This is a genomic window from Rummeliibacillus sp. NPDC094406 (assembly GCF_044763875.1).
Lineage (GTDB): Bacteria > Bacillota > Bacilli > Bacillales_A > Planococcaceae > Rummeliibacillus.
The window spans coordinates 1-15,177 of record NZ_JBIWGZ010000003.1; the positions used below are offsets into that span (position 1 = coordinate 1).

The 15,177-nt window shown below is 36.3% G+C and carries 12 protein-coding genes and 2 pseudogenes; 4 read left to right on the forward strand and 10 right to left on the reverse strand.

Going from position 1 to position 15,177, the window contains the following annotated elements:
• Positions 1 to 146: 146 nt before the first annotated feature.
• From ACIQ4I_RS08335 to ACIQ4I_RS08350, 4 genes are all read right to left on the reverse strand, one after another.
• Entirely contained in the window at positions 147 to 581 is a 435-nt protein-coding gene (locus ACIQ4I_RS08335; protein WP_403095128.1) for a hypothetical protein, read from the reverse strand.
• Between the two features lie 188 nt (positions 582 to 769).
• Positions 770 to 1,240, reverse strand: a complete 471-nt coding sequence (locus tag ACIQ4I_RS08340; RefSeq protein WP_403095131.1) for a DMP19 family protein — start codon at positions 1,238 to 1,240, stop codon at positions 770 to 772.
• A gap of 285 nt (positions 1,241 to 1,525) precedes the next feature.
• Positions 1,526 to 1,927, reverse strand: a complete 402-nt coding sequence (locus ACIQ4I_RS08345; protein ID WP_403095133.1) for a hypothetical protein — start codon at positions 1,925 to 1,927, stop codon at positions 1,526 to 1,528.
• A gap of 256 nt (positions 1,928 to 2,183) precedes the next feature.
• Positions 2,184 to 2,678: a DinB family protein gene (locus ACIQ4I_RS08350; RefSeq protein ID WP_403095135.1), complete on the reverse strand. Its 495-nt coding sequence runs from the start codon at positions 2,676 to 2,678 to the stop codon at positions 2,184 to 2,186.
• Between the two features lie 148 nt (positions 2,679 to 2,826).
• Here ACIQ4I_RS08350 and ACIQ4I_RS08355 point away from each other — a divergent pair, with 148 nt between their 5' ends.
• Positions 2,827 to 3,585 (forward strand): IclR family transcriptional regulator, encoded by a 759-nt coding sequence (locus tag ACIQ4I_RS08355; protein ID WP_403095138.1) that lies wholly within the window; start codon positions 2,827 to 2,829, stop codon positions 3,583 to 3,585.
• Positions 3,586 to 3,791: 206 nt separating this feature from the next.
• Here ACIQ4I_RS08355 and ACIQ4I_RS08360 read toward each other — a convergent pair whose 3' ends face one another.
• Positions 3,792 to 3,935, reverse strand: coding sequence for a hypothetical protein (locus ACIQ4I_RS08360; protein WP_403095140.1), 144 nt, complete (start codon positions 3,933 to 3,935; stop codon positions 3,792 to 3,794).
• A gap of 617 nt (positions 3,936 to 4,552) precedes the next feature.
• On the opposite strand from ACIQ4I_RS08360, the gene ACIQ4I_RS08365 reads away from it, so the two are divergent.
• The 3 genes and pseudogenes from ACIQ4I_RS08365 (at position 4,553) to ACIQ4I_RS08375 (ending at position 8,571) form a co-directional block, all read left to right on the forward strand.
• Entirely contained in the window at positions 4,553 to 5,503 is a 951-nt protein-coding gene (locus ACIQ4I_RS08365; RefSeq protein ID WP_403095142.1) for a fumarylacetoacetate hydrolase family protein, read from the forward strand.
• An 83-nt stretch (positions 5,504 to 5,586) separates the two neighbouring features.
• Positions 5,587 to 6,711 (forward strand): cupin domain-containing protein, encoded by a 1,125-nt coding sequence (locus ACIQ4I_RS08370; protein WP_403095145.1) that lies wholly within the window; start codon positions 5,587 to 5,589, stop codon positions 6,709 to 6,711.
• Between the two features lie 814 nt (positions 6,712 to 7,525).
• Positions 7,526 to 8,571: pseudogene (locus tag ACIQ4I_RS08375) on the forward strand (IS630 family transposase).
• 355 nt (positions 8,572 to 8,926) lie between these two features.
• Here the strand turns inward: ACIQ4I_RS08375 and ACIQ4I_RS08380 are convergent.
• The 5 genes and pseudogenes from ACIQ4I_RS08380 to ACIQ4I_RS08400 form a co-directional block, all read right to left on the reverse strand.
• A complete protein-coding gene (locus ACIQ4I_RS08380) occupies positions 8,927 to 10,285 on the reverse strand; it encodes an MFS transporter (protein ID WP_403095148.1) in 1,359 nt (452 codons plus the stop codon).
• Between the two features lie 325 nt (positions 10,286 to 10,610).
• A pseudogene (locus tag ACIQ4I_RS08385) lies at positions 10,611 to 11,495 on the reverse strand (IS30 family transposase).
• Positions 11,496 to 11,596: 101 nt separating this feature from the next.
• A complete protein-coding gene (locus ACIQ4I_RS08390; protein ID WP_403095151.1) occupies positions 11,597 to 12,940 on the reverse strand; it encodes an acetyl-CoA carboxylase biotin carboxylase subunit in 1,344 nt (447 codons plus the stop codon).
• A gap of 30 nt (positions 12,941 to 12,970) precedes the next feature.
• Complete coding sequence (locus ACIQ4I_RS08395) at positions 12,971 to 13,525, reverse strand: acetyl-CoA carboxylase biotin carboxyl carrier protein (RefSeq protein WP_403095153.1); 555 nt, start codon at positions 13,523 to 13,525, stop codon at positions 12,971 to 12,973.
• A gap of 13 nt (positions 13,526 to 13,538) precedes the next feature.
• Positions 13,539 to 15,020, reverse strand: a complete 1,482-nt coding sequence (locus ACIQ4I_RS08400) for a hypothetical protein (protein WP_403095155.1) — start codon at positions 15,018 to 15,020, stop codon at positions 13,539 to 13,541.
• Positions 15,021 to 15,177: the final 157 nt, after the last annotated feature.

Sequence of the window (15,177 nt, forward strand, 5' to 3'; positions counted from 1 at the left end):
AGAAAATTAAAAGGACTAAGTCCGGTACAATACCGAATTCAATCCTCCATAGCTGCTTAACTTAATATAATGTCTAACTTTTTGGGGTCAATTCAATTATTGAAATGCGCCCTATAATTGAATAACAATTTGAACAGCTCAAAGAATTACTTACTTTTATTATGCAGTTCAAATGACTCTTCGAAGTCATCCCATTTTACATTTACTTTTATAACTTCATCTTCATCTACTTTTGCGCCACCTTTTGACCTACCTGAAGACGAAAATGTTACTGTTGATGGGGATTCCGTGAACTCTTCAATGCTTTTCCCACCACTACTAATAGTTTTATAAGAGTATTCAATTTTTTGTAATGAAGACAACTCTTCTAAAGAACCTTTGTATTTTAAAACGAACTCATAGCCATCTTCGTTCGAATAAGTTTTTTTCCCGTCTTTTTCTCCCCATATTTCTGTTCCTTTATAGGAGTATTCAGCTTCCCAATGTTCACTTTCTCCACTAAATTTATAATCATTGGTCGTAGTTTCTGAACATGCTGTTAAAAGCATAATTGAAAATAATAAAGTAATTATTTTCTTCAAATTAACTCTCCCCCAAAATAATGTTGAATTAAATCATCCCCTATATTCCTATTTCAACACGCTTCTAATAATACCTCTTCTTCAACAATCTGGCCCTAAAATAGAAATAAGCGCAATCCTTATTCAAGGATTGCGCCCGATTGTTTAAGATCGTTATTCAACTAAAGCACCCGTTTGTTAATAGACACTTAATTTTCAACTACTTCAATCAATTCAGTATAAACATTAACAAAATAAGTTTCTAATAAATCTCCTAATTTTCCATTGAGTTTTTCATATTCATTATCTGCTTTTTCAACAACACTATAAAACTCTTCTTCTTCAATTTCATCATTTTCTATTGCCTTGAATAATCTCCACAATTCGTTACCAAATTCATTTTCGATTTTGGAATAATCATAAGCATCAATTTTTTCAAGAATAGCTGTAAGTTCTTTCAGGTAATTGGTTATTCCTACTTCCTCAATATGCCATGAAAACCAATTGAACAAACTCTCATGACCTCCACTTTCGAGTTCTGAATAGTAATTAAAAACAATAAATACCTCATTAATAATTTCATTTTCTGTCGGAAAGTCATATTCGCCTATTACTTCAATAACTTTGTTCCAAATATCATTGTTAGTCAAAAGTTCTGTTTTTTTTATTTTATGTTTCACAACACATTCCCTCCAACAAAGTATGCTTACATTTCAATATTTCCATCATATCATACTGTTTCTTGAAGTATTCTGCTTCGTTAGTTTAAGTACATTACTAAACAATCTAACCTTAATTTTTATCATATTTTCCCGAATTTCTTTAAAGACGTTCTTCCATTAAATGGCCCTTTAGCTAAAGAAGGCACAATTCTTTTTCAAGAATAGCGCCCGTTTGTGGAATATCGTTATTCAAATCCCCCCTCGTTAGAACTTAATAAGTTTTCCAAACTACATATGACTTCATTATTTTCTTTCTAAAATAATCTCCTCTTCATTATCATTCCAACTAATTGTGAAAACTGGTTTATCCTTTTCGGTTAAAACTCCCTTTATTATTGCAGGATTAGAGCTGGTATAAAGTCCGTTTTCGTCCAACTCAATTATACTTTGACCCCATTTATTAAGTTTCGTTTGTACTGCAAATTGAAATTCTCCAACACTGCTTACATCTGATCCCTGATATTTCAAGTCAATAGAACTTTGTACGTCTTCCTTACCTGCATTATTGAACGTATATTCTACTTTCCAATTATCACTTTCCCCTTTATAAGTGAGATTTTCATCACTCCCACTTTGTCCAAATAGGAAATAAACCCCAATACCTAAAATTCCAACTATAATTATTCCAACTATAATTTTTTTCATTTATTTAACCCCCTCACCCTCATTTAATTAGATTCTACCAAAATAACCCAAATCATAACCAACTTTTCTTAAAACGTTATTCAAGATAATGGCCCTATAGCTAAAGAAGGCACAATTCTTTTTCAAGAATCGCGCCCTTATATCAATACTCCTCTGCACTGTTAAAGTAGGCTCGTTGTACATTAAAAACTATAAACTTGCAATAAAAAACGCCTACTCATAGTATTAAATGGTATGAGTTAGACGTTTGGTATTTTTATTGAACTTTTTGCAAATGACGAACGAGCTGTTCAAAATGCCCTGCAACATGCTGAACAATTAAATGGTCCACTATGAAGGATAATGGTTTGCCATCAAAATTAGGGTTATAGCTTGGTGCCGTTTTGGCTAAATCTTCTTCTTGGACTTTCCCTAAAACTTCTTCTACTCTTGGAACTAGATCCTGTAATACTTTAATTGTATCTTCTTTTTTAAGCCCCGATACAACTTTTTCATCTACTGCCGCTAAGCGACGAACATGTTCATGATTTCGTCCCCACTTTGCACCTGGAACAATTAGTAATGCTTCCAAGTCCACTAACCAATAGTCTATAGCCTCAAGAACGTGGGAGACAATTTGCATACCTGACCACTCTTTCTCAGAAGGCTTAATATATAGTACTGAATCCTCGGTATCCTCAAGCACCTTGATCATATCCAAAATACTTTTCTTAAACACTTCTAATTTTTCGTTTGAAATTGCCATTGTCATAAAAAACCCTCCTTCAATTCTTAATATAGTGAATCTGCTTCACTTTTCCGATAAACTGTAATAGTATATCTTAGTATATAATTAATAATTCTAATAATACAACTCTAAAATACCTCTACAATTATTAAAACTAGAAAGGATACATAAAATGGAAATGAATAAAGCTTCTACCATTGGTTCCCTCGTTCATGGTGTCAATATTATAGATGTGGTCGCACAAAGTGATAACCCATTAAAATTTACCGAAATTCAAGAACTAACTGGAATTTCAAAAAGTAATCTTTATAAATATTTAAATACCTTAACAAATCTAGATCTTCTTTATAGAGATTCAAAGCAGGGACACTACTCGCTAGCCTATAAGTTTCTTGAGTATGGAAATGCGGCAATGAAGAATAATGACATCACTAGTAAACTTTCTTCAAACTTTAAAGAAATTAGTAATCTTACAAATATGACAACTTCCCTATCTGTTTGGTTGAATGATACGCCGGTCATTACAGGAATTTGGAATACTAATTACGGTTTAAATATCGGTGCACAAATTGGCACTAAGCTTCCGCTTCTCTCAGCTGCTGGAAAAATTCATGCTGCATATGCAAACCGTGAAGAGGTTTATAACTGGATTGAACAAGAACAAACGAAACATCTTAAGTTCCCTGTAAATGAATTCCAAAATGAGTTATCAGAAATTCAAAAAACTCACATTGCCTTTGCCAAAGAACCGCTAACAAAGCATGTATCATCGCTAAGCTTGCCAATTCTGGATTATAAAAATGAACTAGTTGCCGCATGCACAATTATAGGTTTCTCAGAGGAAGTTCCAAAGGATACATCCTCTGAAATTGTTCAGCAAGTCATTGAGATTAATACAGAAATGTCCCGTGCTTTCGGTTATAAGGGATAAGATTAAAAAACGTTAGAATTTTCTGCTCTAACGTTTTTTCATTTCCGTACTAACGGCGATCATAAGGCTTAAAAATGCTATATAAACATCTAAAATTAATCTTGGATAAATTTTCCATCTTTATATTTGTTGAAGATACCATATAAGAAATCTATTGGTTGATGTTTTATCAAAATTGCATCACGAAGCATAATCAAACCTTTACCTTACGCATGAATTATTTCTTCCATGTTACATGCACTTGTTTGAACGATTGCAGAACGTGGAATACAGATTTCTTGGTATTTTTTAAATGCTACTTCATAAGATTTATTTGTCTTTAATTGCTCACCTTGGAATATAAGAATCATTCAATGCTTGAACTGCTTCCTGTGCAAGGGATTGTAATTGTAGCATAGGTGTGCTGCATCACCTCCTAAAGTTAACGTTCCCCACTTTCTAGTTATCGATTGTCAGACGGTCAAAAATCGGCCAGCGGAATTGGCGATTAATGTATGAAAGTGCATTTTGAACTTTTGGATGTCCTCCTTCGAAACACTTCGACATTTCATCTGGATTACCCCTCCTTCCTTCGTTTCATAGGATTTAAATACAACTACTTGATTAATTAAAAAAGAGAATGCTAGGAAGTTATTTGTTTCCTCTAAAATCGAGCCATTAGTCAAACATGTCTCGATCTCCAGTGTACCTAATTTAAATTTTAATAAAGAGCTAATAGGTACAATTACTGTTGTTGGTTATAGGAATATCGGCCCAAAAAAGGAAGATTGACCCTTCGGATAATTCGCTTTCTAATTTTACTTAGCTATATTAATAATAAATATAGTTTTATAGATATATGGGGCTGACCACGACTCTATTTATCTGAAAATAAATAACATTGACATTTTTCCGGAAATATACTACCATTTCTATAAATAGTGAACTTTGTTCATTAAAAAAGGATGTAATTATTAGGGGGATTATTATGAAACTTATTAACTTCACATCAGCAGGACATACAAGAGCAGGCGCAATTGTTGGAGATAAAGTAGTCGACTTAAATTATGCTTACCAGGCACAACTAAAGGCAGAAGGTAAGTATCGCTATGAAGAAATTGCTCATGCATTCGTGCCAGCTACAGCAGATGAATTATATCAAGGTGGTAAAGAATCTCTTCAAATAGCTCAAAATGCAATCGATTTTATTCTAACAAACCCAGATAGCTTTGATAAAAAAAGTATCTATACGAAAGATGAAGTTACGATTGAAGCACCCGTTCAAAATCCAGGCAAAATTATTTGTGTCGGTCATAACTATCGTGAACACATTTTAGAAATGGGTCGTGAACTTCCATCTAATCCTGTTATTTTTGCTAAATTTGCAAACACAATTATCGGACCGGAAGATGATATTCCCTTCTATCCAATCTCAGACCAACTTGACTATGAAGCTGAATTTACATTTGTTATCGGAAAAAAAGCACGTAACGTTTCAGAGGAAGATGCGCTTGATTATGTTGCGGGATACACAATTACAAACGACGTAACATACCGAGATATTCAACGCCGCACAATTCAATGGCTGCAAGGTAAAACAATTGATGGAACTGCACCGATGGGACCTTACTTAGTGACATCCGATGAATTGCAGGATCCATCTGGATTAGATGTTGTATTAAAAGTAAATGGTGAAGTGCGTCAAAAAACAAACACTTCAAATCTAGTATTTGATGTTAAAAAACTAGTTTCCTTCTTATCAAATCTGATGACTTTAGAGCCAGGTGATGTTGTATTAACAGGAACTCCTGGTGGTGTCGGGTTTGCGATGGACCCTCAACAATTCTTAAAGGATGGCGACGTCGTGTCGATTGAAATCGATAAAGTCGGCGTACTTGAAAATAAAGTAAAAGCTGCTGAAGTGGCTGCTATAGTTTAAAGCTTAGGCGACGGAGGGATCGAGTAGTGGATTCACTACTCTCCCTCTTACTATAAAATTTTAATTGTAGAGGGGAATGCGAGATGGCAGAAGTAAATCAAGAAGTTAAAGAGTTTATGAAAAGTTCGATTGTAACCGATTATACGAAAGACATTCAACAATATAGCTTAGGGCCTCTTTGGGAAGCGATTCCCGAAATTATGAACAAGACTCCACAGCCACATGCAGAAGCCTATCTTTGGAGTAATGAGCTAATTAAAAAGAAAATGGGGGAAGCGGCACAAATCTTCACACCAGAACGAGGCGGTGAACGCCGTGCCATTTACTTCCAAAATCCTGGTTTGACCTATCGTAAGCCTTGGGGATGGGCTTCTACAACACAAACTATTTATGCAGCTGTTCAAATGTTGCAGCCTGGCGAAAAAGCGCCATCACACCGCCATTCCCAAAGTGCCCTGCGATTTATCTCGGAAGGAACAGGTGCTTATACAATCGTACAAGGTGAACGCATCTTCATGGAAGAAGGCGATTTTTTAATCACTCCTAAAAACCTATGGCATGGTCATGAACATGTAGGTACAGAGCCAATGATTTGGATGGATGCTTTAGATATTCCAACTATCTATTCAATTGGTGGTACATTCTTTGAACCTTACGCAGACGGTCTACAACAACCAAATATTCCAGACAACTTTACTGAAAAACGTTACCGTGGCGGTATGGTACGTCCTGTTGGGGATGATAAATACATCGTTGCCCCACTTGCAAACTATAAGTGGAATCGTACAGTGGATGGAATTAAGGGCTTGATGGAATTTGAACCAGATCCACATCATGGATTTGCAGTAGAATATATCAACCCATCCACAGGTAAATCTGCCAACCCTACTTTAGGAACTAGAATGCAGCATTTACCTAAGGATTTCCATACTAAAGCGTTACGTCATACACACTCTACTGTTTACCATGTTCATAAGGGATCTGGTTACTCAGTGATTAACGGTGTTCGTTTCGATTGGAAAAAAGGCGATTATTTCGTTGTGCCAAACTGGGCTTGGTATGAACACGTCGCTTCTGAGGACTCTTATCTTTTCTCAGTAAACGATATTCCAATCATGGATCGTTTCGAATTAGAACAAGAACAAGCTTATGAATCAAATAATGGTTACCAAACGATCACTGGAGAATTTAAAGCTGCTTTCCGGTAATAATTAAAATTGTTATCTTATATTCCAGCGCTTTTTTATGAATCCCAAGCCTTAAATTACATAAAAATCCCAAAGGTTATTCACTTTTGGGATTTTTATAATAATGGATATAAAAAAAGTCGTCTCAAAAATTCATGAGACCACCCCTTTTTACGCTATATTTGCAAATTTCGGTTGCTCTTACATTTTCTCAATTTACCTCAACAGTTGATACATTTATCTCTTTCATTTCTGTCAATGACTATTTATTAATAACAATCGATAAATTTATAGTTGGCACATGTATTTAGTACTTTCAAAAATTAATTTATTAACTCAGTGGATGGAAATTCACATTTCAGTATACACTAATTCTTGTTACTGATTTTATAACTATTTATATATTCCTCTAGTGTTTTAATGAATGATAGATTAGGTTGATAAAAAATGCTTTCTGTAATTACGGTCATAAAAGTATGGATAAAACGACCTAACTTTACCCATTTAATCTAATCGTCTCCTATTCAACAACTCTTTTATACCATTTTTTCACAATCCTTGTCGAGGTGGCTGGGCAAGTCAAATGGAATTTCTCCCCTTATTCATTGTAATGCGGGACTGTTCTTCGATAATTCATCTAAGATTTGCATGTCCGTAATCTAACATTTATTTACCGTCTTTTTATAATAAAGTCAAACAGACAAATGACTTTATTTAGTCAATGTATCCTTCAATAGCTCATAGTATAAACAAGATATTTTTATATAAATGTTGAATTTGAAAGCTTTTACTCCTCTATTATAGGGTATTGGAAAAGAAACCCCTATTTGAAAGGATGAGATTGTTGACCCACTCTCAGGAAGCTATTCAGGTAGCTGAAGTTATGAAAACAACAAATGATCGAAGAATGTTTGAAAGGTATCAAGTTATTCATCTGCATTTAATGGGCTATTCTCAAAAAGAGATCTGCGATATCGTTTCCTGTTCAAACAAAACGGTTTCCTCCTATATCCAAGCCTAGCGGAAAAACGGGCTTGAGGGACTTAATATGGGCAAATCAACTGGTGCGCCCCGAAAAATGACTGAAATTCAAGAACACTTACTTGTGCAGGTTGTAGCCTTCAAACCGCCTCATGATGTGGATTTGAAAACAACTATAACTGGACGCTTGCTATCATTGCTGTATTCATCGAACGTGAATGGGGTCAACCTTATACTTTGCGTGGCGTTCCAAGGTTACTTGAGGACCTTGGTCTCAGCTACACAAGACCAACCTATGTACTAAAAAAAGCGGACAAGGGTAAGTAAGAAGAATTCAAAGATATAACATTTCCAACTCTAAAAAAAGCTTTTAAACGGAGAAATAGACCATCTCCTCTTCGAAGATGAATCAACGATCAGGGACTATCAGGCTTCCAGCGTTCTTGGTTCCTAAGAGGAAAGCAAAGGTTCATTCCGACCTACGGTCAACACCGTGGAGCCAAGCTCCTCGGAACGCTTAATTATGAAACAGGCGAAATCTTTGTAGCCAAAGCTGAACGCTATTATGCAGAAGTATTCCTTGAATTCCTAAAAATTGGCCTTAAAAACTATCCAACCGGAAAAATCGTTATGTTTCTCGACAATGCAAGAATTCACCCTGCCAAGTTGATTCAGTCATTTCTCGAAGAGAATGAGGATAGGCTTCAATTAGTATTTCTTCCACCGTACAGCCCGGAATTAAACCTCATCGAGGGGCGGTGGAAATGGATGAAGGAAACAATTATTAATAATGTCTTTTATTCCAGAGTTCAGGACATACGCCCGAATGTAAGAAATTTTGTAAAGCAACTCAGTGAGAGAGCAACAGAAATTATAGATAGGCTCTGTGTGAAAATGTAATTCTTTGATTCAACCTATATAGTACGGAGTTTATATATCTTAAATCCGCCAACTTTTACCTCATCTATCTGCTACATTTATTGCTCCGGAGGTGTTTAGGATTTAGATTTGTTTAGTAATCTTGTCCAGACAGACTAACCTCAAATGTCATTTGCATACCCCGAACCAATGTTTTGCCTTCCGCTTCCTTCAGATTCTACGTTGCCATGGATACCCTTGCGCTTGAGTAGTGGTTCACATTTCCCATCGTCCATAGTGAACTTTTATCACCAAGTTGCCGGACATGGCCGAGACGTACTATGAAAAAGGGAACCCACTAGCTTTGGGTTCCCTCTCTTATTAATAAGGTAAGATATTAATTATAAATAGTTGAATGATCAACATCATCATCTTCAACTTCTTGTTGTGCTACGATGTGACCGTATTTCTCTTGAACTAATAATATGGATAATCCGGCAATTAAACATGGAATGGCAAACGCCAAGAAATTGAAATGTACAGGTAAATTTGAAGCTAATAGGAAGCCGCCGATTGCTGGTCCAAGCATCCCGCCGATACGTCCAATTCCTAGTTCCCAACCAACACCTGTTGAGCGGATACCAGACGGATAATATTGTGATACATAAGCATTTGTATTAATTTGAGTACCGGTTGTCGTAGCCCCCGCAATAAAGACCATGATATACAGTAACACTTGATTTGGGCTAAAGCTTAATGCTGTTAGTGATAGGAACCCTAATGTAAAAAATATAAGTAAGATTCGACGAGATCCAAATTTATCGCAAAGCTTCCCTGCAATAATCGCCCCCGTGACGCCACCCAAGTTTAAAACAATTAAGAATATTAAACTAGAACCTATTGGGTAACCTGCATTTTGCATGATTTTTGGCAGCCATGTACTCAAACCGTACATTACCAATAGACACATAAAAGCGGCAATCCAAAACATTACAGTACTGAAACCACGTTTATCTGTAAACAATTTTCTTAAAGAAGAATTTGTATCATCTGACCCATGCATCACCAATTCGTCTGTTTGTTTAAACTGATGCTTCGGATTGATGCGATTTAACGTACGAACTAATTTTTCTTTTTTGTTTACCTTTATGTAATAGCTGTAAGACTCGGGCATCGCTTTATATAAAAACGGCAGTATTACAAGCGGGATACATGAGATAAAGACAACTCCACGCCATCCAAAGTTTGGCATAATAACTAAAGCACTAAGGGAAGCAATTATCCCTCCAAAAGCATGTCCACTAAACATAATCGCTACTAAAGTACTTCGCAATTTTGCTGGTGCATACTCAGTTACAATCGCAATAAGGTTTGGCATTACTCCCCCAAGACCAACCCCAGCAATAAAACGTTGTACCCCAAACGCACCCGGCCCATTAGCAAATCCGGAAGTAAAAGTGAAAAGCGAAAAGATAAGCGTACAAATTAAAATAACATTTTTCCGTCCAAATCGGTCAGCCAGTGGACCAAAAACAAGAGCCCCGATCATCATGCCGAACAAAGCATAACTTCCGAGCTGGCCTCCTGTAACAGCATTCATTCCCCACTCTTCCATCAACGTCGGCAAAATGGCTCCTAGCATAAACATATCGTACCCATCAACAACTATGATAAAGATACATGAAAGAAGCAATGTTAAATGAAAGCGGTTAAATTTTTGACCATCAACAAACTCACTCACATTTATTTTCCCCATGTTTTTCCCCTCCCTTTAAAATGAAACAAATATGTGGTGACTAAAAAATAAATATCACTAATAGTGAACAAAATACACTATTAAGATATAAAATCATTTTATTATATTTTTTATCTCATGACAACAAATTTTTAGAAAATTTTTAACAAATAATCAATTCCCTATTCAAGTATTAAATTCGGCTAATTTGATATTTATTTCAAAAAGATTGATGCAACATAAAAAGCATCTAATAAAATGATAAATACTAAAAATCATTAGATGCTTATTAATTTCCTTAAATTTCCATATATATATATCATTATTTTATTATCTCGATAGTTTGTCAAATTAAGTGCAACAGTTCTTCCTCATATGCAGTTTTCCATCCAAGGCACTTCCTTGGCCGGCTATTAATGAGTTGGAGTGCTTGGTTTACCTGATTGGTTTAACTTCATCAAAATTAGTCTTCTTCGGGAAGAACTCACGAAATAAGCATTCCCCGTTCTCGTTACTACCACGTTGCCAGGAAGAGTAGGCGTCCACGAAGTACACTTGGAGCCACAGACCTTTTTCTAACACCGCGTAACAGCTAAATACTTTTCCATGATCAGTTGTAGCTGTCTTCATTGCTCCATTTGGTAATAGGGCGTAGAGAAGCCTTATAGCTGCCTCCATTGATTTGGCAGAACGATCGGGAATTAAAATAGCTATATACCAAGGTGTTTTACGTTCAATGAACGTGGCTACGCAGCCCTTTGCCTGCCCACGGCCCGATACAACGGTATCGAGTTCCCAATGGCCAAATGTTTCTCGATGTCGAATTTCTTTTGGACGTTTGGCAATGGGTGTGCCAATATTCGATTTCTGCCGCTTTCCCTTCTGACGGAGAACCGTAAGGGGCTTCTTTAATAAGCCGTTATAAAGCCAGCGGTAGATACTTTTAAAACTTAGTTTTCCCTGATATAGGCGTCTGATAATTTGTTCAGGCGACCAGGTCTCCTCTAACTTTTCTTGAACCGCCTCTTTTACTTCTGGTGTTAATTTCAGCTTCGCACCACAATGCATCTTATTTTCTCGATAGCGTGCTTGTGCTTGATCAGCCGAACAGTCAGCATGTCGTGTCAATTCACGAGAAATAGTCGAAGGCTGGCGTTTTAGCTTATGGGTAATCGCTTGTATAGATAAGCCTTCGTAAGATTTCTATTTTTGCGCGTTCATTTATAACGATTTCCTCCGTTCAAATGTTGGTGTGGTCACAACATTTTACACGAGGTCGTTATGGGCTTCTTTTATTTACTCTGGGGGGGTGCACTTAATATTACAATCCGTCTAAACTAAAGCTGCTTCAATAAGCTTTGTATGAACTTGACCGTTTTTAAATTCGCTCCTATTTAGAATTTCTTTTAAAAACGGAATCGTTGTGCTTATACCTTCAACTTGAAATTCATCTAATGCAACTAACATTCGACGAATCGCATGTTCTCTGGTTGTACCATGGACGATTAATTTAGCAATCATTGAATCATAGTAGATTGGAATCTTGTACCCCTGATAGACATGTGAATCTACACGTATTCCTGGTCCTTGTGGAATGTTCCAACTTTGAATTAAACCTGGTGTTGGTTTAAAGTTATCTTTCACACTCTCCGCATTAATCCGACACTCTATCGAATGACCGTTAAATGCTATGTCATGCTGAGAAAATGCTAACGGTTCTTTATTGGCAACTTTGATTTGTTGTTCTACTAAATCAATTCCCGTGACCATTTCTGTTACAGGATGTTCTACCTGTATACGGGTATTCATTTCTAAGAAATAATAAGTTTGATTATCTTGATCTACAATGAATTCAACAGTCCCAGCACTTGCATATTTAATAAATTCAGCTAATTTCACAGCTGATTGTCTGATATTTTCTCTTAATTTCTCTGTTATATTTGGTGCGATAGCTTCCTCAATTAATTTTTGATGACGTCGTTGTGTTGAACAATCGCGTTCACCTAAATGCACAACATTCCCTAATTGATCTCCTAGAACTTGTACCTCAATATGACGAGCGTTCGAAATATACCGTTCAATATACATAGAACCATCACCAAACGCGGCTTTTGCTTCCGCTGTAGCTGATTCAAATGTGGACTCAAGATTATCTAATGAATGAATAATTTTCATTCCTCGACCACCACCGCCAGCTGCCGCTTTAAGCATAACCGGTACACCAATTTCTTCAACGATTTCCCTTGCTTCTTGTACTGAATGTACTTTACTAGACCCTCTTAATATGGGTACACCGCATTGCTCGGCAATTGAACGCGCAATCAGTTTATTTCCCATTTTTTCAATATGCTCTGCACTTGGACCTACGAATGTAATGCCATTTTCCTCACAAGCTTTAGCAAGTTCAGAAACCTCAGATAAAAAGCCATACCCGGGATGGATTGCATCTACTTTTGCTGCTAGTGCTGTTGTGATGATGATAGGAATATTTAAATAACTTTGTGTTGCACTAGCAGGCCCGATACAAATTACTTCATCCGCTATTCTAGCTGGTAAACTTGTTTTGTCTTCTTCTGAAACTGCAAGGACTGTTTGAACCCCCAATACTTTACAAGTGCGAATAATGCGTAATGCAATTTCTCCTCTATTAATAATATAAATTCGTGATATCGTCATTTCTATCCCCCCTTGAAATTAAACACTCAATTAGTTAGTCTTCACAGAGAATAAGAGTTGACCATATTCAATTAGCTGTCCGCTTTCAACATGGATACCAACAACCTCTCCTTTTACCCCCGCAACAATAGCACTATAAACTTTCATAATTTCAACTAATCCAAGCGTTGAATCTTCATTCACCTGGTCTCCTAATTTAATATATGGAGGTGCCCCTGGTTCAGATTGTGCGTAGAAGATACCAGCTGTTAATGCCTTTACTTGGACGATTCCATCTGTTTCAGTCATCTCATCAACAGATGTTTTTTCTATAGTTTCCCCTTGTGTTGAAGCTGCAACTTCCTTTACAATTTGTTTTTGTTCTATACTAGTACTCGTTTTAGGAGGCGCAGCTACAAGTTGTGGTGTTGGTGCTGCAGTAGATACCGAATTCATTACATCGATACCTTCTTTCGCAATTACAATTTGTAAATTTTCATTTTCCACTTTAAAGTAATCAAATGAAGAGTTTTCTAGATTCTTAATCAGTTCTGAGAAATTTTTAACTTCCTCTTCACTTAAAATCTCTTTTAATTTGTTAGTCATCTTAACATCCCCTTTATTTTTTACTCGCTAATGTTAAAGCAAAATCTGTCCCATTAATCTGAACATTTTTTAAGTTTGGTTGCTTACTTATGTTTTGAATAAGTTTTGCAAGAGGCGTTGATGCCGAAATATATTTACGTGGAGAACTATTTCGGCGTAATTCTTCGATTTCTTGAGTTCCCTTCATGATATAACGCAATAAAAACTCTTCATCAGATAAAGTTGGACCTCCGAACTGCTCACGTATTTTTTCAATTGAGATTGTTGTATCAGGTGCAGATGGAATTTGTTTAACCCTTGGTAAAGATAAAATTTTATCTTTTAGGTTTTGATCCATCCATGTATAACCGGAATCCTCACTAAAAGTCCCCATTGCAAATTGAATAATTTCATCAATCACCATTTTATATCGCTTACCTGTAGCTACATTGATAGCTGCTTGGCTCACTACAAATTGTGAATATGGAGTAATCATTACTGGATAACCTAATTCCTCTCGAACTCGCACCGTTTCTTCCAAAACTTCATCTATACGATCTTGTAAATTCAATGCTACTAATTGATGTTTTAGATTGGAAATTACTCCACCTGGAATTTGATAAATATATTGAGAGTGATCATAAGACGTCGCAGAACCTAATGGCATGTCATCTTGTCTTGCCATCTCATATAATCGTTGTGAAGCCCATTCAATTCGTTCAATATCTAGGTCGTGTTCAAAGCCTAAGAATTTAGCATTCCTCACTACATTCAAGACAGATGGTTGTCCACTTCCTTCGGCTAAAGGAGGTACAGAAGTATGCAGTGCCCGTGCTCCTAATTTTAAAGCCTCCAAATAAACAACTTCTGCTAAACCTGTAGTACAATGTGAATGTACTTCAACAGGGATTCCATTTGAATTTTCTAACATAAGCGGCAATAATGTACGGATACGATCAACTGTTAATAATCCTCCCGCATCTTTTAGATAAATTGTATCTGGTTTCATTGCGGCGATTTCTCTTGTCTTCTCGGCATAATATTCATCAGTGTGACGGGGAGAAACCGTATAGGCTATCGCTAAAGCAACTTCTAAGTTTTGACTTCTTAAAAAAGGGATATACCACGGGTATTTTTCATCAATATTTCCAATAATGTTTGCCATGATTTGAACTCGATTTAATACACCTATATCCACTAACTTTTTATAAAATAGTTTTACGACTGACTCTGGTGCCCCAATAATTTCAAAAGGGAAAATAGCGGGTTCACCCATAAATGATTTCGTTGTGTTTGGCATTTTTCTTGCCAGCATTTTCGCCATTTCCCATGGATCTTCTTTTAAATCTCGAACAATCTTTTTAAAGTTTAATGGCATAACAGGAACTTCAATTACTTTAAACCCTGCATTATCTAAATTGTCGGCCATTTCTTCCATCATACCTGGAGGCATACCTGCTGCCCATAAACTTTGTGACCCATCACGAAAAGTTGTATCAATATATTCTACCTTCATGAACTTTCACTCCCATCCCTTTGCTTTTAAGTGATTGTGTCAATTTCATCATTCAATATTTCTTAAAGCAGTCTAGCAATATTTATAGAAAGAGGTTTACAACCATCCGATTGTCGATACAGATGGACGAATTTTTGTGGTGGCTAGGGCCTCTACA

Excerpts from the sequence above, each read along its gene's own strand:
- ACIQ4I_RS08395 (WP_403095153.1), bottom strand. The coding sequence starts at position 13,525 with ATGACTAACAAATTAAAAGAGATTTTAAGTGAAGAGGAAGTTAAAAAT.
- ACIQ4I_RS08390 (WP_403095151.1), bottom strand. The coding sequence starts at position 12,940 with ATGACGATATCACGAATTTATATTATTAATAGAGGAGAAATTGCATTA.
- ACIQ4I_RS08365 (WP_403095142.1), top strand. The coding sequence starts at position 4,553 with ATGAAACTTATTAACTTCACATCAGCAGGACATACAAGAGCAGGCGCA.
- ACIQ4I_RS08400 (WP_403095155.1), bottom strand. The coding sequence starts at position 15,020 with ATGAAGGTAGAATATATTGATACAACTTTTCGTGATGGGTCACAAAGT.
- ACIQ4I_RS08360 (WP_403095140.1), bottom strand. The coding sequence starts at position 3,935 with ATGATTCTTATATTCCAAGGTGAGCAATTAAAGACAAATAAATCTTAT.
- ACIQ4I_RS08370 (WP_403095145.1), top strand. The coding sequence starts at position 5,587 with ATGGCAGAAGTAAATCAAGAAGTTAAAGAGTTTATGAAAAGTTCGATT.
- ACIQ4I_RS08350 (WP_403095135.1), bottom strand. The coding sequence starts at position 2,678 with ATGACAATGGCAATTTCAAACGAAAAATTAGAAGTGTTTAAGAAAAGT.
- ACIQ4I_RS08345 (WP_403095133.1), bottom strand. The coding sequence starts at position 1,927 with ATGAAAAAAATTATAGTTGGAATAATTATAGTTGGAATTTTAGGTATT.
- ACIQ4I_RS08355 (WP_403095138.1), top strand. The coding sequence starts at position 2,827 with ATGGAAATGAATAAAGCTTCTACCATTGGTTCCCTCGTTCATGGTGTC.
- ACIQ4I_RS08380 (WP_403095148.1), bottom strand. The coding sequence starts at position 10,285 with ATGGGGAAAATAAATGTGAGTGAGTTTGTTGATGGTCAAAAATTTAAC.